Here is a 23112-nt window from a genome sequence, read left to right as displayed (position 1 = left end):
TTACGCAGGGTTTACTTTAAAAAAGTCAAAAGATTTATGATTAACAACGATCTCGCCATTTTTTGTAATGGTGATGAATTTTTTAAGGCTGTGCTTTTCAGATTTTAAAATGCGATTCTGGATTTCTTTATTCGTTTTAATTTTTAATTTGTCTATGTGGGTAAGCACATCATCGGGAGAAATTCCCGTACCATCATTTTTTAACTGCGAGAAAAAATCCTTCAACTTATCAATGTTGGCATATCGTTTTTGAATTGCTTGTTCTGCACTTTTAATGCGATCCATTTTTTGAAGGACAAGCGGGTGCAGTCCGTAGTTTTCTTTTGTCCTTATTTTTTCTAAATATGGATCAATGATGTCTGTGAATGTATCGCCTTTGATTGGAAATTTAATTGGCTTCTCATTTTCATAAGCGAAGGCCGTATTAAATTTTTCGTGCATGATGAGTTGACGGAAAATGATCTCTGTGTAGATATATCGCTCTCTACTAATATGATAAAAAAAGGAAATATCCTCAAACCACTTGCGGGCTTGCTCTAATCTTTTTTTATCGGTCTTATCGGTAAGCTCTAAAATCAGGCTTGGCATTACTACTTACTCGGAAAATATGGTTTTAGTGTTGTCTCAAGACCTGTTTTTATATTTGAAAATGATGGATCAGATGTTTTCAGGGATTTTTCAACCAAAGAAATAAGCACGGATTTGTCAGTCGCTAAAACCTCTTCAACTTTTGAAATTATGCTTTTTCCGGGGAAATACTCTAAAACCTTATCCCAAGAGTTTTGAATAGCATCATCTAATCTCTGCTTTTCCTCACTCATCAAGTTGGCCTGAGATATTTCGGTATTGATATTGGTGATGGCTGTTTGAAAATTCGTATTCATATCACTAAATTGATCAGCACATGGAACAGAGTTGATATGATTTTGAGCTTTCCTCATCGCTTGTCTTTTGGATCGTTCCAAAATTACTTTATTTGTTGTAGGTGCTAAATTCGCTTTTGCTTTGTCTTGAAAAGTTGCGAAGGATTGACTCGCTTCATCGTCCGCCTTACCTAAATGCTTTGCTAGCAATATGAAAATATCCTTGATGCCAAATATGGATTCCAATTCGTGAATAGGAAGGACATGGACTCCCAAGTTAGTAAATTCTTGTATTTCGTCTGCTGTTCTAAAATCCCTATCAATGATCGCAATCGGGGTGTCCAATCCCACGTAGTTTGACCGGTTTCAAGGGGGGCAAATCCCACGTAAGTGGACCGGCTTTGGGGGAAGTAAATCCCACCTAATTTGACCGGGCAATTGCTTACGTTTTCAGCACATTTTCTCCATCTGATCCCATGCGCTAAGCTGCTGGTTTAACAACCAGACTACAGCAAGGAATACGCATGCGGAAACTCAGAAAAAAGGACTTGGAGAAAATCACAGTGGACCGAAAAATCGTCGAAGGCCTTCGCGAAGGACACTCACTCACCGCACTGACTAAATCAACTGGTAAAGGCAAAGGTTACGTCATAAAAATCCGCGACCAGGCGATAGAGCATGGCTATGTAGCCGTCGCAAACCCAGAGAAGAAAATCTACTGCAAAACCTCAAAAGAAATCCCACCTTACCCAGAGGCGCTGTTTCCGCTGCGCGATGGTCGCAGCGAGAAGGCCATTGAAACGGATGCCATCTTAGATCCCAAGCGCGAATGGATCAAGGAGCGCATTGAACTTGGCTGGAGTCCGCAAAGTATTTTTGAAGAGCTTCCGCTCTCTGTCCCGCGATCTAACTTCTACCGCTACATTCACCGCCACAAACTTATGCGATCCGCACCTGCGCGCAATGTGATGGAGCTTGTTCACTCACCGGGGGAATGTCTGCAGGTGGACTGGGGAAAGCTCTTTGACGTCGTCGATCCTGTCACAAAAAAGAAAAAAACAATTTGGATTTTCGTTGGCGTTCTTGGGCATTCTCGTTACGAGATGGCCCGAGTTGTAGAGAAACTCGACTTTGAAACAACTGCCGAAGTTTTAATAAGCATGTTTGAGGAACTTGGCGGAGTCCCTCGTAAAGTGACTTCTGATAATCCCAAAGTCTTTGTTCATGAGGCATCAAAGCACGAGCCGACGTTGAACCCGGCCTTTGAAAGACTGGCCTCGCACTACGGGTTCGTTGTCGAGGCATTGCCGCCTTATTCTCCAGAGAAAAAAGGCAAAGTGGAGCGAATGGTTCCAATGAAGCGTCGCCTTTTTGAATCCTACGATAAGTCCCAATATTCACTGAGCGGCGCACAGTCACACATGAATAAAAAGATGAGTATCGCCAATGAGAGAAAGCACGGGACTCACCTACAAAAACCTTTGGATGTGTTTCTTAACGATGAAGCCTCGTTGTTAAAGCCTCTTCCTTTATTACGCTACGAAGTGGAAACCATCACTCGCTCAACAGTGAGGTCTGATGGTTATGTTCGCTTTGCAAACAAGTACTACCGAGTAGACACAAGACTCAAAGGCGAAATAGCTTTGGTGATTGGTAATTCAGTTCAAGTAAGTATCTACTGCAACGGTCGACTGTTAGAAGTTTACGAGCGCATCCAAGATAAATTCACAAGTAAAGCCTGTAAAGATCATTACAAGGAGTCTTGGGAGAAGACTCTTCAAGATCATGGTCACTATCTGAAGCAAGCAAAAATTATCGGCGTCAATGTTGAGCGCTTTGTAGGAATTATTTTGGCTCGAGGCGAAGGTTTTGTTGATACACGCAGCGTATGGGGTCTTCTGACGCTGAACAAGAAGTACAGCAATGCCGACATCGACAAGGCCTGCCTTTCAGCGCTGGAGTTATCACAGGTAAATTTAAAAACAGTTCATCAACTATTGAATATTATGGCAAAGCCAAAACCCAAAGCTCCTCGTCATGAGGAGGTTTTATCCGCGCAGACGGTGGGAGGTAAGTTTGCGCGCGACATGAGTGAGTATAAAAACCATTTACGTCTGGTTCATAGCAACCAGGCCCACTGAAAGGAAAGACAGTTATGACAATAGATGTGATACGCGATCAGTTAAAGCAGTTACGAATGCCCGCGGCATCCGCAGAGATCGAGGGTTTAGTTCAAAAAGGAAAACGCAGCCAGGATCTTAAGTGGCTCAGTGAGCTTCTATCCACGGAATTAGATGCAAGGGCAGATAACGCCGTAGAAAAAAGGATTAAGAAAGCGGAGTTCCCAGAGCGAAGAAGCTTTGAGCAGTTCAATTGGGATTTCAATAAAAAACTCCCGCGCGAAAAAATCGAGGATCTGAAAGATTTAAAGTTTATCGAGAACAACGAAATTGCATTGTTTTTGGGAAGTCCCGGCACGGGCAAGAGTCATCTTGCGATTGCTCTTGGGATGAGCGCTGCGCAGGCTGGTCACAGTGTTTTTTGTACGAGTGTAAAAAGACTTGGGACAAAGATCCGTAAAGCGCGCGAGAACAATAAGCTCGATGTTTTATTCAAACAAATTCTAACATCAAAGCTATGGATCTTGGATGACTGGGGCGTCGTAACAATGCCACGAGACGTGAGTGAGGAGATCTTCGATTTATTTGATCGACGCAAGCACAATTCGGCTATGATCTTAACCAGCAACCGCGACGTTGAAGAATGGCCACAAGTTTTTACCGATCCGATCCTGGCAAGTGCTGCCATCGACAGGATGTTCGAGAATGCCCATATTTGCATTTTTGAAGGCCCCAGTCACCGCATGAAGGGACGAATAACTTTCAACGATATTGACAGCGAGTAGAAAGACCAATAAACCCTCAAAAATCAGGTGGTCAAAGTATCTGAAACGAACCCGGTCAAACTAAGTGAAACGGAACAATCGGGGTTAAGTTTTGAACAATTCCAGATTTAACGGCTTCATAACAGGCTTTTACACGGTCGCAACTACCAACGGGAATAACTTTGATTTTTGATGAGCTGAACCAACTAGAATAAATACGATCATCTTTCCCGCCTTCTGGCCCTTCACAAAACACAATTTTATCGACTTTAATATCAGCGGAAACAGCACCTAATAATAGATGTAAAAACTCAGGAGGAAATGAGTTTCCATTTTGTAGAATTTCAGGTGTCTGTCCCGGCCTAACGATTAAGTAATCAGCCTCTCGTCTTGACTCCGCAAAAGAATAGTCGTGGGTGATGTAGATAAATTTAATATCCGGGCGAGCATCCTCAAGTGCATCCCAAAGTGATTTGGCTAAAAATGGATGCAAATGGATTTCTGGCTCATCAATAATTAAAATCTTTGCAGTCGAGTCCAGTATTCTTGCGATCATGTAAAAAGAAACAAGCTCACCATCACTTAATTGGTTGGGTTGATAAACTTGTTCCTTTTCGCTGGATAGGCTAGATTTTACTAAAATTTTATTTTGCTCAACAGATAGCTCTCTTTTGGGGAACACCTCTCGCCAAAGAGCTTGAATTTTAGTTAGGGTAGTTTCAGGAATAGTAAGAGCGGTTTTATCTTGTGCCTTTTTAAACATCTCTTTAAAGGCAATTGATGCGGAAGTTTCCTCCGCAAATAGTTTCATTAGTAATGAGGAAAATTCACTCGAGTATTTGTATAAATCTTGTTTGAATTGATTCTTAGATTGCTCGTATTGTTTTTTTACTTGATCCTCGGAGTTGAACGAAAATTGTTCGGGTGGTGTTATGACCCGCTTTGCTGATATTCTATCTGAGTTCCTATGTTGCTGGGTCAAAGTCACACCTAACCGTGATTTTCCTGCTCCATTTGGCCCGATAATTACAAGTGGGCCTTTGCCGATTATCTCTGTAGTTCCAATTTTTATTTTCTCTTTTTCCATAATAAATCCTTAACTTTTATCCCTAAATCAGTTCGTTAGTTGTGATGTATTTATTGATTTCATCCATCACCGCTTGAATATCGGTGGCCAAATCTTTTTGAACTTCGGGGGCGGTGGCTTTTAAATAAATTCCCCAATACCGTTGGATGTTTTCAATTTGATCCTTGGGAATGGATAATTTTTGAAGGTTGGTTCCCCGATTGGTGAATGTGGCCTTGATTGCGGTCTTTACCGATTTTTTGTCCACCACATCGCCACGGACTAATAATAAAAGGTCGTGATAATCTTTCATGCGACTGTTTTGATCCGCCCGTGCGATGGCGGTTTCTAATTTTTCGGCGAAGATACTTTCAACGGGATAGGCCCACAGATGAATTTCTTTTTCAAAGAGTGGGGCCTTTTCTGTTCCTAAAAGTTTCATTGTGATTTCTGTGGGCTTCACGGCATCGCCCACACCAATATCAATAAAGACTTTGGTTTTTGTGTTTCCTAATTTTCCGATGACCGATACTTGATAACCCGGATATTTCATGTGGGCATGGGGTAATGGCCCTACATCCAAGTTTTCAAAGATAAAACCATCGGGCAATGTTAGTGCGGACACTTCGGTTAGATACTTTTTTACATCATCAATGGATGCGGTCAGGTCTTTGATTAAAAAATCGAGATCCCGTGTTTCCCTTTGAAGGTCAATATATCGGAGTAAGCACATCGCCCCTTTAAAAATAAAGTTTTTTCTATACGGTGAAATAGCGAGCCGTGCGAGCCATCGTTCAAGCACAACTTCTTGCCAAACATCGTTAAAAGTTCGCCCCTGTTTTTGGGCGATGTTTTTTACTTTTTCTTTTGTGGATTGTTCTATGGCCTTGGTGTTGATTTGGTTCATGTGAGTGCCTCAATGTAAGGGACAATATCCACCCGCAGTTTTTTCGCATAACGAGCGAGCTTAGGTAGATCGGGTTTATGTTCGTCTGTTCTTTTGAGATAAGATTTTAGGGAATACATGGCGGATTCTTTTGATAGAAAACGGAAGGCATCCACCACACATCTTTCTTTATCAAAAATGTTTATTTTATATTCGCCGAGCTTGATAGTGGTTCGTCCAAGCTCCACATTTCTCATGCGGACGATTTTAGTTTTTGGCCGTCTCATTCCTTTGGAGTCATTAGGAACAGCGATCCAGTATTGCCTTTGAATTTCTTGAGTAAGTCCATAGTAAGAAAGTGCGGAAATAAGGCAGATCGTCCCATTGGGAATACTGTTAGCGATCTCTAGGAGGTCATGCCATTCAAAAGGGGCGGAGCTTTCAACCTTGGGATTGCGATAAGTCCCATAGGCAACTCGCTCAATGACTCCAATTTTCGCATAATAAGCCAGTAGGCTTGGGCTTAGTCCAAGTTCCTTGGCTTCCTTCGTGGTAAAGGATGGCCGTTTTAGGAGGCGATTAAGGGCCTTATTTGTTCTCATGGGATAATTTTATCAATTTACCTCACTTCGTTCAAGTGAGGAGTTTTTCTAAAATTCAAAAGTCTGGGAATTTAATATTTATATGAGGCCCAGTGAAGCCCAAAAAATCATAAGTATTTAATATCACTCAACTAAATTTTATTAAAGATACCTCCACCACTAGTAACAACAGACGAACCATTGGACACAAGAAATCCAAGGGTTTGTTTGAAAAGACCATTGGTGAAAATTGAAAAGCCATCGGACTTTGAGTCCGATGGCTTACTTTTCTGGTTTTCAAAATCATTCAAATTCGATTGCTCTTCCAATTCATAAAAGACCTTAATGCCATCCTCTAGACGTTTAAAAATAGCTTAAAGCGAGTCGGTTACAACCGCTGACGTTGAAGGCATTTGTTCTTTTCCGGGCATTCCTTCTACATCAAACCAAATAGTTCCCATATTAACTTGCTTGGCTCCACTAAAGGTTTGGATCGATTGTAACTTAGGTTTAGAACGCCATACAACCTTTGCATTTCCCGTGAAATATTGCTTTGTCGAAAACTCATTTGTAACAAGATTACATTCTCCGCCTGCGGTTACCTGCGTGTTCTCAGGTACAAGTTTTTTCATATAGACATAATTACTAGGTAATCCAACCGGTGGAGATTCAAAAGGCGAAGTCGTTGCTTTCAAATAAAAGCATTGTGGAGAGGGTCCTTTTGCGAGAGCCTTGCAAAATGTTTCTTCATTATCTGGCAATGAAAATGATCCACTTTTTAGATTTGGGAGTTTATTAATTTCCTTTGGAGTTTCCATTTTAGCATAGAAAGCGCAGGTTACGGCGGCATTGGTCCATTGATCGGCATTCCATTTTTCAAACTCAGTCTTTGGTTTCATATTTAAGCGGTGGGAAATAATATCTTTTGCCCAAGATTTTGGCTCTCCTGCTTGCGCAAAACAAGCTTGAAATATGACAAGTGAAATGAACAAAACTTCTTTCATGAAGACCTCTGAATTTGATTATTTTATAAATGGTATCTTTTCCCTTAAATTAGCACAAATAACTTTTTACAAAACTATCTGCTAGGCATTCTCATCGCCTTCAGCCACTTGGATGCCTTGGATTCTTGAATGAGCTGAAACTGTGCCTTGCGAACCTGGCTGATGACTGCTGGAAGATTGCCACTAGCAACAGCGGCAAAAGCCAATACGACTGCGATTTTGATAAGACTATTCATTTAGTCCTCCTATTGTTTGGTTTGTTGAATTGGTTAAGTTTAACGATTCTTATAACCACACATGGACTCCATGATTTGCCAGTTCGACTAGGAATCTTTTGGCAATTTAATTCCTTCGCAATGGCATTCCCTGAAAGCCCTGATTGGTGGAGCTTTATAATTTTTCTGACAATAATTTGTTCTTTTGGATCAATGATGAGTTGCCCATCAAGGTAAGCATAACCGTATGGCGTATGACCACCGCGCTTAGTATGTAGCGATCTATGTGGATTTCATTTCCATTGAGAGGATTTCTTAACGTCATTCCGCTCTTTTTAAAGATTCACGCACAGTAGATTATGGAATGCCTGTTCGTTCTTCTATATCTCGAATAGAGAGTCCACTTTTGTAAAGAGGAGCACATTCTTCGAATATTCGCGCTGGTGTTCTGATAGTAAGTTCAATAAAATTGTGATGATGGAGGGGTTCGCTTATCGATACTTCACCCCCACCATCCTTCGCCCTCCGGGCTACGGCTTGGCGGGCCCGTGTTTGTAAAAACTAGAGAATAGATGAAGTGGAATGCACGCGAAGGATGTCACGCCGAAGCTTTTACGCAGGCGGACCGTCTCTTCAAATCTAAGAGGTCCTGCGATAAGCACAAAACATGCAAGCGAAAGCGCGCATGTACGTCTATTCAATTAAAAGCATAAATCACTCAAAATTCTATATCGGAATCACTGCCAATCCAAAACAACGCCTCTCGGAACACAACAGCGGAAAATCCCTGTACACCAACAAATACAAACCCTGGAAAATGGAAGTCTGCATCTGGTTCGCATCCGAGCAAAAAGCTAGAAGCTTCGAGAAGTACCTGAAATCCGGATCCGGCCGCGCTTTTTGTTCAAAGCATTTTTGAGATCCTATCGACTGTAGGAGATTTTTCAGTGCCCTTTCATATTTAGTAATAGAAAGATTGAAAATAGAGGTTATATGCCTCAAGTTGCTATCTTAAAAAAAGGAACTCCTATGGAACTCCCATTCTCTGCCGCCGCTGATCGTAACAAAGAGCCCATTTTGGTAGTTCTTAAGAAAGTCCTTCGTCCCGAAGATCGCAACTTGCTTGAAGTCGGTGCGGGCACGGGCCAACACGCGGTTTATTTGGCGCCCTTCTTCCCTAAGATGGAATGGACCCCCACCGAAGTGGACGACAATTTGCCGATGCTTCGTGAGCGCATCAAACAAAGCGGAATTCCGAACATCAAAACCCCGTTCCGTATGGTCGTCGGGGAAGACGACTTTCCAATTCGCACGTTCGATGTGATTCTGACGATCAATACTTTCCACATCATGTCTTGGAAAGAGTGTAAGACCTTTATCAAACTGATTGCGGGCCGCTTGGAAGAAGGCGGGAAGGTTCTGATCTACGGGCCATTTAATTACAACGGCAAGTTCACAACCCCCAGCAATGAAGAGTTTGATAAATCCCTGCGTGAAAAGGACCCACAAAGTGGCATCCGTAACTTCGAAGATGTCCTGGCGGCGATGTTTAAGAATGGCTTTGAGTTTGTAAAAGACTACGAAATGCCAGCGAACAACCGCATGCTGCTGTTCCGCAGGCTTAAATTCGTCAGAAAGAAGTGAATCCTTAAATGGACGGGGTGGTCATTTTTTTCAAAAAATGCCCACAAGCTTCGAGCGCATCTGTTTCTTTCGATCAAACTTTCTGCCGTCGGCTACAAAGGTGCCATCACCTACGGCATGCAGGGTGCGCTTTTCTTTTCGTGAGGTATCAAAGTAAGCGGCCACTCCCTCAAGCACGACGATGTCGTGTTTCTTGATGAGGTCGACGACTTTACATTCAATGTTCGCAACACATTCGTTGATTAAGGGGGCTTCAACATACTTTCCCTTAACAGGCGTAAATCCAAATTGATCAAACTTGTCAGTGTCCTTGCCGGAACACGTTCCGACGCCGACCACTTTATCCAGCAGATCCACAGTCGGTATGGCAATGACACACTCGCGATTCTTCGCTAGTGCCATGCTTTGCGAAGATCCATTTTCTTCATAGCAGAATCAGACGCCCCGCCAACTTGAGCGTCAAGATTTGGACTGGTGTTTTTAAACAAAGCGCAATAGAGTTCTACAGATATATAACTTCAGATATTGGTCGGGGGATCAATGCCTTACGTTAATGTTCAGATCACAAAGGGCGCTACTAAAGAACAAAAAGCGCAAATCATCGCCGATATCACCCAGTCTCTGGTGAAAGTCCTGGGCAAAAAGCCAGAGCACACCCATATCGTCATTCAGGAAATTGCGGACGAGGATTGGGGTTTTGAAGGGCTGCCCACGGATGAATGGAAGAAAAGACAGAAATAGCCCCTGACGAAACCAAATGCGAAGTTAAGATTGGGCTCATCCCGTCACGACTTTGGTGTAGCCAGCCCCTCATGTCCGTTTGCGCAGTTTTCTTGAATGATCCTTCGGGCTTGTATATCATCCAACGAATGGGTTGTGAGGATCTCATTGGACTTGCGTGAAAAGATAGAATCATCAGAGTATTTTAGTTTCTGGAAACTTCAGAACAAACTTACCCTGGGATCATTAGTTGCCATTTTGTTCTTGTCGGCTCTTTTTGTTATCGGAAGTTTGGCCCTTCCCGAAATCAGCACCATTCAAATAGTTGCCTTTATCGTCATGATCCCAGCTTTGGCTTGCTTTGGGATCGCCACCTGTCACTTATCCAATCTTGAATCCGCGAAAACTCAGAAAGAATACGAAAGACTGCTGGCGCGCCTGGCGGAAACCGAGGATTCGCAGATCACCCTGGATCGCTTTTTTTCGATTGCCAGCGATCTGATGGCTGTCGCAGGGAAAGATGGTCATCTTAAGAAAGTCAGCAAGTCCCTTGTGAACACCTTGGGATACAGTGAAGCGGTTTTGTTAAGCACACCTTTCTTTGAATTTATTCATCCAGAAGACAAGGAAGCCACCCGGGAAAACATTAAAACCCTGAATCTGGGCGTCCGCACGGTTGGATTTGAAAACCGCTACCGTGCCGCAGATGGCAGTTACCGAACCTTGAGCTAGAGTGCCGCCGCAGATACGGAGCTTGGAGTCAGGTTCGCTTCTGCCAGGGATGTGACGGATGAACGGAATTTTAGAAACCGTATGCAGCAGATTCTGGATGCTTCACCGTTTTTGCTAGTGGTGAAAGATAACAATGGCATGATCACAAGCTGCAACACGTCCTATGCCAGCGCCGTGGGAGTTCGCAGAGACTTGTTGATTGGTCAAAACTGCCGGAATTTTATGGCTCCGGAATCTATCAGCTCAATCCTGGAAAAAGAGCAAGAAGTGCATAGTACTCTGAAGTCCATGACCTTCGAGGAAGTTCTTGTGATCCGGGGAGTCGCGGTGAAACACCAGTCCACAATCTTCCCGATTCTGGACCAGCAGGGACTGGTGATCTCATTAGGAAAAGTGTCCTTAAATATAACGCCAATCTAAGCCAGCGGAAACTATGAAAGAAAGCGATTTCGAGGGAACACTAATCATCTCTGAGCACATAGACTGGCGCTCGGGCAGAAGCCTGGATGTAACCATCTCCCATTTGTGAATAAACGTTTCCGCCCCAGCACTTCAAATTTCCCGAAGTGGTGACGGCACAGGTATGGCCTTTTTGGACAGAGGCGTGCACGAAGCGTTCAAAAGGCATTAACTCAATTGGGTTGGTCTGATAACTTGAAAAGGTCGAGCCAGCATCCAAGGCACCTTTGCCGATATCGTGATAGTAACTATAGCCCCAACAGATAAGTTTTTGGCTTGTGCTAATTGCGCAGAAGTTGTTCGTTCCGCCATAGATCTTTGCAAAAGTCTCGGTGCTGTTGATAAGAGTGGGAACGGTGCTGGCCGTTGTTGTTCCATTGCCGTGTTCATACTGGTTGTTTTGTCCCCAGCATTCGATGCGTTTATCAGATTTGCGAATGGCACAGGCATTTTGTATGGCAATCGCAACTTGATCATATTGTGTACTCCAGCCCGGTGCGGTCGGAATCGACTTATCCGCAATATCAGCCCCCAGCCCTAGGGCCCCCGAGTTTCCACCCCAGCAGCGAATTGTATCATCGGTCGTCACACCACAGGTGGAAGAAAACGAAGCCGTCAAAAACTTAAACTTATCGGTGCCACTGACTTTTGTGGGAATTAGCCTTTCTGTGAAGTCCCCTGTACCGAGCTGCCCCCAAACGTTCTGACCCCAGCAATATACATCTTGATTCGTCGAAAGAGCGCAGACACTGCGTCGGTGAGCAACAATCGTCGTGAATTTTTCACTGGTAAGGGCGGCTGTCGGAATCAGGCGCAGGTCTTTGGTGCCATCGCCGATCTGACCTTCTAAGTTACGCCCCCAGCAGTAGGCGGTCCCGTCAAAAGAAAGTCCACAATGGAAAGACTCTCCACTGGTAAGTTCTTTGAACTTCAAAGGGGAAACTATCGGGAAGAAGGTCGGGCGCCAATGTTGGGAGCCAGTTCCAATACGGCCGCGGTCATTCGGACCCGTGCAAAGAGCGTTGTCATTGTTGTCAATTGCGCAGGTGGAAAACCCGCCGACAGTGACTTTCTTCAGCGAGGGCAAAAGAATATTCGGGGTGATCAATATTTGATCTCCGGATCGCGCTTGTCCGGTTTGCCCGTTGCTGTAATTGCCCGAACACAAAAGTTCCTGCTCGGTACTAACCCCGCACCCGTGACCGATTCCGAAATCGTATTTTACAAATTGATGATCCCCAAGCATCCGTGTGGGTGTTGAGTGATATACCCCACTCCCAGTACCAAGATCCGCAAAACCATTGTCCCCCATGCAATACAATGCGTGGTCGTTCATATTGCGTGCGCAAAGATGATTTCGTCCGGCGAAAACTTTGTCATAAAAGGTGCCTGCATGAATTTTAGTTGCCGACGTACTTTGTAAGTTGGCGTCAGTTGCATCTGAAGGATTTTCGTGGAAGTAAAGACCCCAGCAGTAAAGTTCATTGTCGATGGAAATTGCACAGCTAAAATCAGCTCCGCTGGCGATCTCTTTGAAGTTGGTGCCCGGTAGTACATAGTTCGGGGTGCTTTGTGCTGTGGTGTTCCCGGTCCCAAGCTGACCGTAGTTATTCGCACCCCAGCAAAGAATTTTATTGTTGGAATCTATTCCACAGGCATGTTTGTCGCCCACTTTGATTTTTTTAAACTGGATCGTGGCATCATAGAGTGTTGGGGCACCCAGGGATGCGGTTGCGGTTTGAGAGGCAATATTGTTGGTATTGTTACCCCAGCAATAAAGAAGATTTGTCCCTTGTTCGATGGCGCAGTTCGTTTGAGTGCCAGCGTCGATCTCGGTGAACTGAAGTCCACCTTGAACCAGTGTGGGAGTCTGGCAGTCATTGGGGTTAGCACCTGTTCCACAGGCGGGATTATTGGTCACTCCAAAACACATGGCCTGGCCATCGGTTCTGATTGCACAACTATGATCATAGCCGCCAGCGATATCGATAAAGCGTAGGTTAGAATCCACCTCGCGTGGGCTGTTGGCATCGCTAGAAGTTCCCAGGAAGTCCTTGGTGCTGGCCCCGAAGCAGTAAAGTCGGTTGTTGGTATCGAGGGCACAAGTGTGATTAAGAGAAGCTTCTACATCCACATAGCGCCTCTGTTCAGCTCTGTTGGAAAGAATATATCGAGCCGATCCGACCCGACCGACCGAGATGTTTTTCAAGCTGCTTCCGGTGACATTGAAAAGAAGCTGATGGTCCTTTTCAAGAGGACCAAACTGGGGATCTCCTTCAGAAACTAAGGGAACAGTGACGTTATGAACGGTTTGATTGGCCGGGAAAAGAATTTCCAAAGGGGGAATGATTTTATTGTGGGCTGTTATGTCTGATCCGTAGAAGTTGAATGACACGGGCACGTCATACGGTTTCGCAGTGTCGATTTTTAAAGTGATCGTGATCTGGCTGGTTGTTTTCGACAACTTTTGATCAAAATTCATTAGCTCTATGATGGCTGGGGAGGTGTCTCGCACAAACACTTTTGAAACAGCTTTTGACCCATCGATCAGATTGTCCTGAACTGGGGCTACACATAGCTGATAGCTTTGATCTGTGGCATGGCTGAGGGTGCTTGTTGAAGAGACCTCGACGGCGCTGGAATATGCTGAAAGATCAGAGCAGTCCAGTGGCAATGGTCCGAATTGGAAAGCATAGTGAGTGTATTGAGAGCTTGTTACTTGCAAGATGGATGAGCTATCTATGGTAGCTTGCGCGGGAACTCCTGAGACAACGAACGAGGGTTCGGTTGTGCCATCTCCCACCTGTGATCCAATTTGAGCCACGATGGAAGCATCCAAAGAGCAGCCCAGGTTGCCCAGTACCAAATAAAATAAGGTTCTTCCGAGGTTCTTGTGCCCTTACGCCGGGTAGAGTTCAAGTTTTCCGCAGTAGAACAAGATCGCGATTCGGTAGTTGGCAAAGTTTCTGAAGCCACGAGCATTGGCTTTGATGGATTGGATCTTCGAGTTGAACCCCTCCATCATCGCGTTGGTGATGTGGTGGCGTAAGTAGGTCAAGATGTTGTCGAGATGCCGGCGCATGAGCTTGGCGACGTCGCTCATCGGTTTAAGCCTGGAGTGCGTCGCCCACCAATACCATCGGTCGAAGAACTTTCTCGCCGAAGCTTGATACGTGTAGCTCCAAAACTCCGAGAACATCTCCTTCATCGACCACGCTCGCCCTGATTTAAGTTTATCCATGCGAAGCTCGTTGAACCGAGAGGTCTCGGCATCGCTCATGTTCTCGGGGTTTTTCAGAAACAGATATTTCGCACCTTTGAGTGTCTCGACATCGTCTTTCATAAACGCCCGATGCTCTTGGCGCCTCACTTTGTCGACCGCATCGCCCAAGTATTTTGAGATGTGGAACTTGTCGTGCACGATGTCGGCTTGGGGCGCATTCGTCTTTGTTGACGTGATGAAGGCGTCCCACATATCCATCGCAACAGCATCGATGCCGGATCTCGTCTCCTCTGGAAGCTTCTGCCAGAGTGAGTCTGTGGCCTCAAGTGTTCTGCCTTCGACGACATCTAGAACGCGTGCACCACCGATGTCGGTCATCAGTGAGGCGTACTTGTGACCTTTCAAAAAACTTTTCTCATCGATACCGACGTGTTTGATCTCATCAAGCTTGCGACGCTCAAGACCGCGTTCGACCGCGCGCTTTTGGATGTGATGGACCTGGTCCCACGAAAGCCCTAAAAGCCTTGCCGCCTCTTTGAGGCTCTTGGCGGCAATCATGACGTCAATCGCGAGCCTCTCAAAAAGCAGAGTGAAGCGAGAGTTCGGACCAGCCCATGGGACGTTGATTGTCTTCGCCCCATGCTCCTTGCAATCTGATCTTGGTACACGTGAGCGAATGATCGTTTGAAATTGCATCGTGTCCAAATGCCGCCACCTGCGCTCCTCGCGGTGATCTTTGATCGAACACGATCGCCCGCACTCGGGGCACTCCGGCTCGTGGCCTTTCGACCACTCGACATCAACCTCGACGAGACGATTTACGGTATCAAGGTTGACGTTAGTGACTGACCACGGCGGCACAAGACCGAGAAGCTGCTCGAACAACTGGTGTGAATCGGATGGATTTCTCATCCGAAAATCGAAGCTCATAAATTAAGCGAATTCAATTCGTGCGCGCCGGGCTACCCACAAAAAACTCGGAATACCCAAATAAAGAGGCCCAGAGGACGACAGTTCTGAAAAGTTCCACAAGAAACTCTTCGGGAGAGGGGATCTTGATCTAAAGTAAAATGTGTTTTAAACTAAAAAATGTGTTTCGCTGTTGCGAGCCTCAAGAGGAGGTCTTTCCTGTATTGCAGGGCGGCCATAATTTAGACCGCCCGATCGGACTACTTCGCTGCCGGACGCTGGAAACCCAGCTTTTTCTTCGGCTTTTTGAATGGATTGATTTTAGCAGGTGCCTTTGTCGCGGCCGGTTTTTTTACAGCAACCGCTTTGGCTTTAGCGCGAGGGTGAGAATTGTATTTTGAAGAATCAATCTCCCTTTTCCCGCCACGGCCTTCCAGTTTGTTGATCAGAAGCTCGTCACGTTCAGTGACAAGATTGATGACGGTCCCTTTGCGCCCCGCACGCGCGGTACGGCCGGCACGGTGAAGATAATTTTCCATTTGTCTAGGCAGGTGGAAGTTGATGACCCGGTCGACATTCTGAATATCCAAGCCACGGCCTGCCAGATCAGTAGCCACCAGAAGTTTGATCTTGCCGTCGGCGAACTTTTTAAGATTCGCCCTGCGATCATTCTTTTCCATTTCGCCGCGATAGACAGCCACTTCGTGCCCCTTGGCCTCGAGCTCTTTTGCAAGTTTATCGCATTGTTCGCGTGTGTTGGTGAAAAGAATGGTTCCGCCGTCGACTTTTTGGGCTAAAAGTTTATCCAGGTGGGCCCAGCGATCACCATCTTTCACGATCAGGTTTTTGGTGGTCAGGCTTTTGACGACCTTGCCACTGCCAGAACTGCGAATGACTTCGGCGTCAGCAAAAAGATCATTGATCAGATCCTGCACGGTGGGGGAAATCGTGGCCGAGAAAAGCGCCAACTGGACATCCTTCGGGCAAGAGTAATAAACCTTGTTGGAATCCGCCAAAAAGCCCTGATCCATCATCTGATCAGCTTCGTCAAAGACCAGCATACGCACGTCTTTAAGATCAATCTTATCCATGTCCATCAACTGCGCCAGACGCCCAGGGGTCGCCAGAAGAATTTCAAACATGCCGGAAGTGTTTCTTCGGGCTTGTTCCATGGCCATGCCACCCAGTGCGGGGCGCACTCTTAAACGAGTGTCGTGGGTCAGAGTTTTAAATACCTTTGAAACCTGCTCACCCAATTCGCGTGTTGGCACCATGACGATGGCGCGTGGTGAAGATTCGGCCGTGACAGGCTGGTCACTGTCCTCCAGTGATTTCAGAAGATGCAGCATGGGAAGAGCGTAAGCCAGTGTTTTACCGCTTCCAGTTTCAGAAACACCGACAACGGACTGGCCGCTCATAAGCAGTGGCAGGGTGTTGCTCTGGATCTCCGTGGGTTTGGTGATGTGTTTTGCAGTCAGGGTTTTGATCAGGGAAGGTAAAAGGCCGAAATTTGCGAAGTTATTCATGGGGCCGACCCTAACACGGATGGCCCCGGGATTCGATCAGGAAAAAGGCCTCAAGGGCCTTCTTGGAAAATTTATCGGGCTTATTGCTCGGCACAGAGCAGGTGCTGGCTCTGATTGCAGGCACTCACGCCGCTGGAAATCGCTGTGCCCGAGCTTAAAGAGGTGCCTGTTCCGACACGTCCATTGCCGTCAGCCTGCTGATAGGTCCAATTAATACAGTTATCAGTCGTGTACGGGATCCAGCCAGTGGTTAAGCCCGTCCAAGTGTCGGTGGCGGGCAGGTGCTCTTCCAGCTCTCCGCTGAAAACGCCGTGTTCGTTGGTTTTACCATAGTGATAAGTTTTATCTTCATTCACGTAGATCGTATTTGGTAAAAGCACCCAGTTGACGGCTTCAGACATGCCGGTGGCACTGTCGCAGTCATGGCTTGAACAAGGCCCACGAAGGATCGCCGGGGTCGGGCTGAAGTCACCCGGATCCCGGGCGCCGATCACGGCTTTATAAGTCCCGCTCAGCCCTTTGGCTGTCGCGTCTGTCGCGCAGGCAGAATCAAAACCCGAAAGTCCCGCATTGCCCTGACGGGTCGTCACAGACCGGAAAAGAATCTTCTGCGTTCCTGCGGGTGGGGCTTGGCGGGTCTGTACACAGTAAACGGGGTGCTTGGCCGAACACGCCAGCAAATTGGCGTCGTGATCATAGTACAGAGGTCCACCTTGGTATTGGGTCCAACCCAGATCCACAAGCTCCTCTTTGATAGAGGACTTGCCGTAAGAACCCATGGTGGCGCTGGTATTGTCAAAGTCGGAGGTGGTCCAATTGGAACAAGTCATGTCCGAGGCAGTCCAGTCATTCTTGAATCCTGTCCAAACATATTTGGTGGCCGCCGTGATGGTGTTTGTCAGGGGAGTGTCAGGGAAGTCGAATTTGACTCCTTCAGCGGGAACATCGACCGCGGTGCCGATGACGGTGGTCAGATCTTCGCGGCGATACTCTTTGTTTTTGCGCAGAATCCAGTCTGATCCCAAGGGGCGACGGTTCGTTGTGAAGATCAGGGCTTTGAAAACACCCGGAAGCCCTTTGGCCACTCGTTCGGTTTCGCAAAGGGCGTCGAAGGAGGCCAATCCAGAACCGGTACCCGAGGAGGCTCCTGAGCCATTCACCTCTGTGGTGGTCACAAAAATAATGCGGAAGTTTTCTTGGGTGGTGATGGGAGTGACACCACCACTATCACCTCCACCGCCCCCTGTGTCGCCGTCCCCCGTGCTGGGAAGTTCTTCTTCGGGCTCTTTCTTGGCTTCACAGGCTGTCAGGGAGCCGACAGTGGTCGTTGTCATAATGAATGCGAGAAAAATATATAGAAATTTGTTCATTTTTGATGCTCGCAAAATCTTGTGATGAACTGAAGGGGTTTGCTGAATGTTGAATCGTTCCGGTAGTACGTCGGGTCGTGCGACTTGGACCTATGTCCTGGGAGCTGTCCGTCTTGTCATCCCCGGTGACCTATGAGCAAATTATCATCAGATCGAGAGGACAGATGGCAAAGCTTTTTGAAAAATGGAACTTGGGCAGTCTTGAACTTGAAAACCGCATCGTGATTGCACCCATGTGCCAGTACAGCGCACAGGACGGGCAGGCCTCGTCGTGGCATCTTATGCATTTAGGATCTCTTGCTCATTCCGGTGCGGGTTTGTTGATCCTTGAAGCAACGGCGGTGACTCCTGAGGGACGTATTTCGTGGGGGGACCTGGGGCTTTACGATGATTATTGTGAAGCTGCTTTGGAAAATGTGATCACAGAAGTGCGTCGTTACTCCTCTATGCCATTGGCGATTCAACTGGCTCACGCGGGCAGAAAGGCTTCGACAGAAAAGCCTTGGCGCGGTGGCAAGCAGATTGTTCCTTCGCAAGATCACGGCTGGCAGACGGTGGCTCCGTCAGCTATAGCGTTTCATGAAGGGGATCATCCCCCCGTAGAGCTGACTCTTGGGGATATCGCCGATATTAAAAAAGCCTTTGTCGAATCTGCCCAGCGAGCGTCCCGCATGGGTTTTCAGGGAATCGAGATTCATGCGGCTCATGGATATTTGCTTCATCAGTTCCTTTCTCCACTTTCAAACAAACGTCAGGATCAATATGGCGGAAGTTTGGAAAATCGCATGCGCTTCCCGTTAGAGGTGTTTGCTGCCGTTCGCGAAGCGGTCGATGACGATGTCGCTGTATGGGTGCGCATCTCTGCCACGGACTGGGTTGAAGGGGGATGGACCTTGCAAGAGGGCATCGAGTTCAGCCGACGTCTAAAAGAGCTTGGCTGCCCGGCCATTCATGTCAGTTCAGGTGGACTTGATCCAAAACAGAATATCTCTTTGGGAGCTGGTTATCAGGTGCAGTTTGCGGAGAAAATCAAACACGAGGCGCAAATTGAAACCATTGCCGTGGGTCTGATCACAGAGCCCGAACAGGCTGAGGAGATTTTGCAATCAGACAAGGCGGACGCGATCGCACTTGCCCGGGCTGTGCTGTATGATCCCCACTGGCCCTGGCATGCGGCTGCAAAATTAAATGCTTCTGTGAAGTGCCCGCCGCAGTATTTACGCTCACAGCCAAGAGGGTTTACGAACCTTCTTCAATCTGATATCACGGAGTCAAGATGAGTGCAGACCACAGCTATCAAAAAGAAAATGAATTTGCCATCGACTCAGAAGCAGATCTGATTAAGTCATTTCGTCCCCGTGATCAGAAAAAGCTGATTTTGCCTGAACGGCTTCGATTTCCTTTTCGCGTTCGTTCTTACATGACCTGGAAGGATCCATCCGGAGTTTATACCTATCTGGTTTTTAAACTGCCGAATTGGGATTTACCTAGAGGCGTAGCCTTTAAAAGAACGGCCAGCAGTGGAGAGCCTACCGGGGGGCTTTGCAGTTGGTGCCATGCCTATGGTTCGTCCGAGGAAATTGGTTTGTTGTCGGTCGCAATCAGCGCCAATGTCAGCACGTCCTATTTCGTCTGTCAGGATCTAAGCTGCATTGAAAAGATCGAAGAGACCGCGATGCTTGCCGGAAAAGATCCGGACAAAAACATCGCTGAGCTTTTTTATCGGATGGAAAAGTTGTTCGAAAGAATCAGCAACTATAAGCCCGAGAGCTAATAATTTTTAAACCTATTTCTTCAGCGTCAAGCGCACGGGGCAGTGGTCTGAACCCATAACGTCCGGGCAGTGAGCGGCTGCTTTAAGGCGGTCGGAAGCCTCCTTATTCACCAGGAAATAATCCAGTCGCCAACCAATGTTCTTTTCGCGAACTCCGGGGCGATAGCTCCACCACGTGTAGTGTTCCGGGCCTTGTTCAAATTTGCGGAAGCTATCCACCCATTCAAGCTTATCCAGAAAGTGGGTCATCCAGGCGCGCTCTTCTGGCAGGAAGCCTGCATTCTTCGTATTCGTCTTGGGATTTCGCAGGTCGATTTCCTTATGTGCAATATTGAAGTCACCGCAGATAATGACCTCGCGGCCTTTTCTTCTTAAAGCCTGTAAACGTTTTTCTGCCGCCGCACAGAACTCTAACTTAAAGGACAATCGTGTGTGTTCACGCTGACTGTTGGGGAAATAGCTGTTCACCAGTGTGATGGAACCAAAATCAGCCTCCAGCCAACGGCCTTCACTGTCGAATTTGGGAATACCCAAGCCAACGCGAACGTCGTCGGGTTCCTTGCGCGAATAAAGGGCCAACCCGGAATAACCCGCTTTTTCGGCAAAAGCCCACGAGGAATGATAGCGTGCAGGATGGTACAGAGTCTCATCCTTTTCGATCACATCGCTGTTGATTTTGATTTCTTGCAGGCAGACGATGTCGGCCTTTTCTTTCTCAAACCATTCACGGAAATTTTTTCTGTGGACCGAGCGCAAGCCATTTACATTCCAGGATATCAGTTTCATGACCTTACAATGGCGTAATTGCTCTGGGTAAGCAAGCGCGCTATAGTTCAGGGATGAAAATTTCGCGAATCCTTCATGCAGGCTACCTTCTTGAAAGTAAAGGGACTCAGATCGCTTTTGATACGATCTTTGAAAACCCGTTCAGTCGAAACTGCTATGCATTTCCGAAAGTGAGCTTTGATCAGGCTCAGATTCGGAAATTGAAGCTGGATGCGGTTTTCATTTCACACTTTCACGATGATCACTGGTCCTTGGACAGTCTGGCTCTGTTGGATCGGGAAACGCCCATCTATGGATTCTGTGTTTTTGAAGAATTCTTTTCTTTGACTAAAAAGCTGGGGTTTAAGGAAGTACATTCCTTAAAACTCAATCAGCCAGTGCAGGTTGGAGGTTTCACAGTCACGCCTCGTCGTGCTTTGGATGAAGATGTGGATTCTTTATTCCAAATTCAGGCCGAGGGCTTGAATGTTCTTAATGTCGTGGATTCCTGGATCGACTACGACACGTTGGATCTGTTGGTGGCACAGGGCCCTTGGGATCTGATCATGTGGCCGTTTCAGACGATGCGAGAAATCGAAGTGCTTTCGCCCTCGCGCGCAGAACCCGCCTGCGGTGAACTGCCCCCAGAATGGATTGAGCAGTTAAAGCGTCTAAACCCCAAATCCGTCATCCCCAGCTCCTGCCAGTTTCAGATGGAAGACTGGTCTTGGTATAACAAAGCCTTCTTCCCGATCACATATGCGCAGTTCAGGCATGAACTGGTGCAGGCGTTGCCCTCTGTAAAGGTTGTTAGGTTAGATCCCTCTTTGTCGATCGAGCTATCAAAGGAAAGTGTCTTAGCCGCAGCGCCCTTGCCTTGGATGTCGCGGCTGGCGACAGAAGAGGTGGATTACGAGTACGATGCCGAACAAGTTATTCCCAGCACGGCAGAAGTTGCGCAAAAGCTTGGGCCCACGTCTGACGCGGTCAGGGCCCAAGTTCAGAACTACTGTCGATTTGAACTGCCGGAACGATACGGATCTTTGACCGAACCTGAAGAGAATTATTTCGAGAAGCCCTGTCTGTGGCAGCTGTCTGTCTTTGACGACAAAGGAAACGCGGAAGTTTTCTGTTATCTAATTGAAGGTCGGAAAGTTCGGCCAGCCACACAGGTGCAATGTGCGCAGTCCGTCGCATGGCAAACGGAAGTTCCTTTGGCTAAGCTGCATGCCGCCTTGGAGCTGGGGGAGTCTCTGACTTCGATGTATATGCGAATCAATGACGGCCCTGGCGCTCCAGAGGCGGATGTCATGCAGGATCCGCTGGTGCGTTGCCTTTTTGAAGGTCTGTTTGCAAGTTATCAAAAGGCGCAGTTAAAGGCTATGGGCATAGGGTAGGCACCCGGCCCTTGTTCAAGACAGGGTGCCAGCGTGTACATTCAATGCTTATGAGGAGCATTGGTTGCATAATCAACCATACCTTGGAAATCAACCAGCACAACGGGCTCATTGCCGACGACCCAGGCATCGTGTCCTGGAGGAATCAAAGAGACATCACCAGGTTTGCAGATGATTTCTTTGCCATCGTCCATCTTGATGCACAAAGTTCCTGAAACATGATACTGGAAGTGAGGAGCTTCGCAGCTGTCGGTTTTTGCGATTTCTTTCACGGATGTGGACCAACGCCAGCCCGGCTGCAGGGTGGCTCGGCCGATGACGGCGTCACCAAAGTTAACCAACTCAAGTCTGCCTTTGGGGAAGTCGCGGACCTCGTCAGGTTTGGCGAAGTTCTTGGCCGACAGGGCCCCGGTGACTTTGGCAAAGCTTGTGGTGGCGGTTTTTCCTTGAGTCTTTGCGGAAGATGTTTGCATAGCCATAATTGCCTCCTATACGGATCATACCCCTGTTAACCTTTGACGACGAGATGCGGTGTTGTTCTACAATGGACTTAGGTAAACTAGGTAGCGTCAGGGGAGCGACAAGATGAATCCAAAAGTTGAGATGATGACTTCGCTGAAATTAATGGGCCTAAAGACCACGCTTCGCTTAAGTCGAGAAGACCGAAATGACATGACTCAAGTTCCCGTACTTTGGCAGAAACTTGCTTCCCAACAGGGCAAGCTACAAAGAAAGAATCAAGAGCGTATGGCCTTGATCACAGGGGACCTTCCTTTGCCAGCTGAAGAACAGTCTGTCTATCATGCGCTTTTTGAAGTTGAAGAGTTTACTGACATCGAAGGATTTGTTCAGATGACTATTCCAGCGGGAAAAATTGCCAGATTTGTTCATGTGGGCCGGCCAGAGCTTGTCGGGCAAACAGCAATGAGGGCTTTGACCGAATGGCTTCCCCAGTCTGGGGAACTTTTGCGGGCCAATCAGGAACTCTTCATTTATCCTGCAGCCTATGATCGCACCAATCCAGATGCGACATTTGAGTACTGCCTGCTGTTGAAATAAAAAAAGGGCCTGACCGCGTGGATCAAGCCCTTGGA

At 46.9% G+C, this 23112-nt stretch carries 25 protein-coding genes and 1 pseudogene; 11 read left to right on the top strand and 15 right to left on the bottom strand.

Annotated features, from left to right (window positions below):
• On the bottom strand, nt 1-588 hold the full coding sequence (locus ACZ5ZV_RS19035; RefSeq protein ID WP_464118789.1) for a hypothetical protein: 588 nt from the start codon (nt 586-588) through the stop codon (nt 1-3).
• Nucleotides 589-590: 2 nt separating this feature from the next.
• Complete coding sequence (locus ACZ5ZV_RS19030) at nt 591-1208, bottom strand: hypothetical protein (protein WP_464118788.1); 618 nt, start codon at nt 1206-1208, stop codon at nt 591-593.
• A gap of 179 nt (nt 1209-1387) precedes the next feature.
• Here ACZ5ZV_RS19030 and istA point away from each other — a divergent pair, with 179 nt between their 5' ends.
• On the top strand, nt 1388-3004 hold the full coding sequence (gene istA, locus ACZ5ZV_RS19025) for an IS21 family transposase (protein WP_464117241.1): 1617 nt from the start codon (nt 1388-1390) through the stop codon (nt 3002-3004).
• A 14-nt stretch (nt 3005-3018) separates the two neighbouring features.
• A complete protein-coding gene (istB, locus tag ACZ5ZV_RS19020; protein WP_464117240.1) occupies nt 3019-3768 on the top strand; it encodes an IS21-like element helper ATPase IstB in 750 nt (249 codons plus the stop codon).
• 55 nt (nt 3769-3823) lie between these two features.
• Here the strand turns inward: istB and ACZ5ZV_RS19015 are convergent, their stop codons facing one another.
• From ACZ5ZV_RS19015 to ACZ5ZV_RS18990, 6 genes are all read right to left on the bottom strand, one after another.
• The gene (locus tag ACZ5ZV_RS19015; RefSeq protein WP_464118787.1) at nt 3824-4834 is read right to left on the bottom strand and encodes an ATP-dependent nuclease; all 1011 of its coding nucleotides are present in this window, start codon (nt 4832-4834) and stop codon (nt 3824-3826) included.
• A 22-nt stretch (nt 4835-4856) separates the two neighbouring features.
• Nucleotides 4857-5720 (bottom strand): nucleotidyl transferase AbiEii/AbiGii toxin family protein, encoded by an 864-nt coding sequence (locus ACZ5ZV_RS19010; protein WP_464118786.1) that lies wholly within the window; start codon nt 5718-5720, stop codon nt 4857-4859.
• On the bottom strand, nt 5717-6301 hold the full coding sequence (locus ACZ5ZV_RS19005; protein ID WP_464118785.1) for a type IV toxin-antitoxin system AbiEi family antitoxin domain-containing protein: 585 nt from the start codon (nt 6299-6301) through the stop codon (nt 5717-5719). The genes ACZ5ZV_RS19010 and ACZ5ZV_RS19005 overlap by 4 nt, the downstream gene beginning before the upstream one ends.
• A 353-nt stretch (nt 6302-6654) precedes the next feature.
• Entirely contained in the window at nt 6655-7284 is a 630-nt protein-coding gene (locus tag ACZ5ZV_RS19000) for a hypothetical protein (protein WP_464118784.1), read from the bottom strand.
• A gap of 74 nt (nt 7285-7358) precedes the next feature.
• Nucleotides 7359-7520 (bottom strand): hypothetical protein, encoded by a 162-nt coding sequence (locus ACZ5ZV_RS18995; protein WP_464118783.1) that lies wholly within the window; start codon nt 7518-7520, stop codon nt 7359-7361.
• Nucleotides 7517-7696 (bottom strand): recombinase family protein, encoded by a 180-nt coding sequence (locus tag ACZ5ZV_RS18990; RefSeq protein WP_464121433.1) that lies wholly within the window; start codon nt 7694-7696, stop codon nt 7517-7519. Before ACZ5ZV_RS18990 ends, ACZ5ZV_RS18995 begins: the two co-directional genes overlap by 4 nt.
• A gap of 470 nt (nt 7697-8166) precedes the next feature.
• Between ACZ5ZV_RS18990 and ACZ5ZV_RS18985 the strand changes: the two genes are divergently transcribed.
• Nucleotides 8167-8418, top strand: a complete 252-nt coding sequence (locus ACZ5ZV_RS18985; RefSeq protein WP_464118782.1) for a GIY-YIG nuclease family protein — start codon at nt 8167-8169, stop codon at nt 8416-8418.
• A 74-nt stretch (nt 8419-8492) separates the two neighbouring features.
• Nucleotides 8493-9143 carry a DUF938 domain-containing protein gene (locus ACZ5ZV_RS18980; RefSeq protein WP_464118781.1) on the top strand — a complete coding sequence of 217 codons (651 nt, stop codon included), beginning with the start codon at nt 8493-8495 and terminating at the stop codon, nt 9141-9143.
• Between the two features lie 30 nt (nt 9144-9173).
• Here ACZ5ZV_RS18980 and ACZ5ZV_RS18975 read toward each other — a convergent pair.
• Nucleotides 9174-9542: pseudogene (locus ACZ5ZV_RS18975) on the bottom strand (flavin reductase family protein); the annotation flags it as partial.
• A 141-nt stretch (nt 9543-9683) separates the two neighbouring features.
• On the opposite strand from ACZ5ZV_RS18975, the gene ACZ5ZV_RS18970 reads away from it, so the two are divergent.
• The 3 genes from ACZ5ZV_RS18970 to ACZ5ZV_RS18960 all read left to right on the top strand — a co-directional run bounded on the left by ACZ5ZV_RS18970 (nt 9684) and on the right by ACZ5ZV_RS18960 (nt 11015).
• A complete protein-coding gene (locus ACZ5ZV_RS18970; protein ID WP_464118780.1) occupies nt 9684-9884 on the top strand; it encodes a tautomerase family protein in 201 nt (66 codons plus the stop codon).
• 135 nt (nt 9885-10019) lie between these two features.
• A complete protein-coding gene (locus ACZ5ZV_RS18965) occupies nt 10020-10595 on the top strand; it encodes a PAS domain S-box protein (RefSeq protein WP_464118779.1) in 576 nt (191 codons plus the stop codon).
• A gap of 51 nt (nt 10596-10646) precedes the next feature.
• Nucleotides 10647-11015: a PAS domain-containing protein gene (locus ACZ5ZV_RS18960; RefSeq protein WP_464118778.1), complete on the top strand. Its 369-nt coding sequence runs from the start codon at nt 10647-10649 to the stop codon at nt 11013-11015.
• Nucleotides 11016-11055: 40 nt separating this feature from the next.
• Here ACZ5ZV_RS18960 and ACZ5ZV_RS18955 read toward each other — a convergent pair whose 3' ends face one another.
• The 4 genes from ACZ5ZV_RS18955 to ACZ5ZV_RS18940 form a co-directional block, all read right to left on the bottom strand.
• Nucleotides 11056-13878 (bottom strand): RCC1 domain-containing protein, encoded by a 2823-nt coding sequence (locus ACZ5ZV_RS18955; protein WP_464118777.1) that lies wholly within the window; start codon nt 13876-13878, stop codon nt 11056-11058.
• 75 nt (nt 13879-13953) lie between these two features.
• Nucleotides 13954-15189, bottom strand: a complete 1236-nt coding sequence (locus tag ACZ5ZV_RS18950) for an ISL3 family transposase (protein WP_464117565.1) — start codon at nt 15187-15189, stop codon at nt 13954-13956.
• A gap of 257 nt (nt 15190-15446) precedes the next feature.
• Entirely contained in the window at nt 15447-16712 is a 1266-nt protein-coding gene (locus tag ACZ5ZV_RS18945) for a DEAD/DEAH box helicase (protein ID WP_464118776.1), read from the bottom strand.
• A gap of 80 nt (nt 16713-16792) precedes the next feature.
• Nucleotides 16793-18082, bottom strand: coding sequence for a DUF1554 domain-containing protein (locus ACZ5ZV_RS18940; protein WP_464118775.1), 1290 nt, complete (start codon nt 18080-18082; stop codon nt 16793-16795).
• A gap of 164 nt (nt 18083-18246) precedes the next feature.
• On the opposite strand from ACZ5ZV_RS18940, the gene ACZ5ZV_RS18935 reads away from it, so the two are divergent.
• Together ACZ5ZV_RS18935 and ACZ5ZV_RS18930 are read left to right on the top strand one after the other, a co-directional pair.
• Nucleotides 18247-19362, top strand: a complete 1116-nt coding sequence (locus ACZ5ZV_RS18935; protein ID WP_464118774.1) for an NADH:flavin oxidoreductase/NADH oxidase — start codon at nt 18247-18249, stop codon at nt 19360-19362.
• Nucleotides 19359-19856: an FBP domain-containing protein gene (locus tag ACZ5ZV_RS18930; RefSeq protein WP_464118773.1), complete on the top strand. Its 498-nt coding sequence runs from the start codon at nt 19359-19361 to the stop codon at nt 19854-19856. The genes ACZ5ZV_RS18935 and ACZ5ZV_RS18930 overlap by 4 nt, the downstream gene beginning before the upstream one ends.
• Nucleotides 19857-19868: 12 nt before the next feature.
• On the opposite strand, the gene ACZ5ZV_RS18925 is transcribed toward ACZ5ZV_RS18930, so the two are convergent.
• Nucleotides 19869-20642, bottom strand: coding sequence for an exodeoxyribonuclease III (locus tag ACZ5ZV_RS18925; RefSeq protein WP_464118772.1), 774 nt, complete (start codon nt 20640-20642; stop codon nt 19869-19871).
• Nucleotides 20643-20695: 53 nt separating this feature from the next.
• Here ACZ5ZV_RS18925 and ACZ5ZV_RS18920 point away from each other — a divergent pair, with 53 nt between their 5' ends.
• A complete protein-coding gene (locus ACZ5ZV_RS18920; protein WP_464118771.1) occupies nt 20696-22018 on the top strand; it encodes an MBL fold metallo-hydrolase in 1323 nt (440 codons plus the stop codon).
• A 41-nt stretch (nt 22019-22059) separates the two neighbouring features.
• Here the strand turns inward: ACZ5ZV_RS18920 and ACZ5ZV_RS18915 are convergent, their stop codons facing one another.
• Nucleotides 22060-22497, bottom strand: coding sequence for a cupin domain-containing protein (locus ACZ5ZV_RS18915; RefSeq protein WP_464118770.1), 438 nt, complete (start codon nt 22495-22497; stop codon nt 22060-22062).
• A gap of 106 nt (nt 22498-22603) precedes the next feature.
• On the opposite strand from ACZ5ZV_RS18915, the gene ACZ5ZV_RS18910 reads away from it, so the two are divergent.
• On the top strand, nt 22604-23077 hold the full coding sequence (locus tag ACZ5ZV_RS18910; RefSeq protein ID WP_464118769.1) for a GyrI-like domain-containing protein: 474 nt from the start codon (nt 22604-22606) through the stop codon (nt 23075-23077).
• Nucleotides 23078-23112: the final 35 nt, after the last annotated feature.

This window comes from Bdellovibrio sp. HAGR004, from assembly GCF_055397015.1.
Note: the sequence above shows the minus strand (reverse complement) of the source record. Positions and strands in the feature narration are given on the sequence as shown.

Excerpts from the sequence above, each read along its gene's own strand:
- ACZ5ZV_RS18925 (WP_464118772.1), bottom strand. The coding sequence starts at position 20,642 with ATGAAACTGATATCCTGGAATGTAAATGGCTTGCGCTCGGTCCACAGA.
- ACZ5ZV_RS18945 (WP_464118776.1), bottom strand. The coding sequence starts at position 16,712 with ATGAATAACTTCGCAAATTTCGGCCTTTTACCTTCCCTGATCAAAACC.
- ACZ5ZV_RS18980 (WP_464118781.1), top strand. The coding sequence starts at position 8,493 with ATGCCTCAAGTTGCTATCTTAAAAAAAGGAACTCCTATGGAACTCCCA.
- ACZ5ZV_RS18920 (WP_464118771.1), top strand. The coding sequence starts at position 20,696 with ATGAAAATTTCGCGAATCCTTCATGCAGGCTACCTTCTTGAAAGTAAA.
- ACZ5ZV_RS18940 (WP_464118775.1), bottom strand. The coding sequence starts at position 18,082 with ATGAACAAATTTCTATATATTTTTCTCGCATTCATTATGACAACGACC.
- ACZ5ZV_RS18970 (WP_464118780.1), top strand. The coding sequence starts at position 9,684 with ATGCCTTACGTTAATGTTCAGATCACAAAGGGCGCTACTAAAGAACAA.
- ACZ5ZV_RS19005 (WP_464118785.1), bottom strand. The coding sequence starts at position 6,301 with ATGAGAACAAATAAGGCCCTTAATCGCCTCCTAAAACGGCCATCCTTT.
- istA (WP_464117241.1), top strand. The coding sequence starts at position 1,388 with ATGCGGAAACTCAGAAAAAAGGACTTGGAGAAAATCACAGTGGACCGA.
- ACZ5ZV_RS18930 (WP_464118773.1), top strand. The coding sequence starts at position 19,359 with ATGAGTGCAGACCACAGCTATCAAAAAGAAAATGAATTTGCCATCGAC.
- ACZ5ZV_RS19035 (WP_464118789.1), bottom strand. The coding sequence starts at position 588 with ATGCCAAGCCTGATTTTAGAGCTTACCGATAAGACCGATAAAAAAAGA.
- ACZ5ZV_RS18910 (WP_464118769.1), top strand. The coding sequence starts at position 22,604 with ATGAATCCAAAAGTTGAGATGATGACTTCGCTGAAATTAATGGGCCTA.
- ACZ5ZV_RS18915 (WP_464118770.1), bottom strand. The coding sequence starts at position 22,497 with ATGGCTATGCAAACATCTTCCGCAAAGACTCAAGGAAAAACCGCCACC.
- ACZ5ZV_RS18995 (WP_464118783.1), bottom strand. The coding sequence starts at position 7,520 with ATGAATAGTCTTATCAAAATCGCAGTCGTATTGGCTTTTGCCGCTGTT.
- ACZ5ZV_RS18935 (WP_464118774.1), top strand. The coding sequence starts at position 18,247 with ATGGCAAAGCTTTTTGAAAAATGGAACTTGGGCAGTCTTGAACTTGAA.
- ACZ5ZV_RS19000 (WP_464118784.1), bottom strand. The coding sequence starts at position 7,284 with ATGAAAGAAGTTTTGTTCATTTCACTTGTCATATTTCAAGCTTGTTTT.
- ACZ5ZV_RS19010 (WP_464118786.1), bottom strand. The coding sequence starts at position 5,720 with ATGAACCAAATCAACACCAAGGCCATAGAACAATCCACAAAAGAAAAA.
- ACZ5ZV_RS18985 (WP_464118782.1), top strand. The coding sequence starts at position 8,167 with ATGCAAGCGAAAGCGCGCATGTACGTCTATTCAATTAAAAGCATAAAT.
- istB (WP_464117240.1), top strand. The coding sequence starts at position 3,019 with ATGACAATAGATGTGATACGCGATCAGTTAAAGCAGTTACGAATGCCC.
- ACZ5ZV_RS19015 (WP_464118787.1), bottom strand. The coding sequence starts at position 4,834 with ATGGAAAAAGAGAAAATAAAAATTGGAACTACAGAGATAATCGGCAAA.
- ACZ5ZV_RS18950 (WP_464117565.1), bottom strand. The coding sequence starts at position 15,189 with ATGAGAAATCCATCCGATTCACACCAGTTGTTCGAGCAGCTTCTCGGT.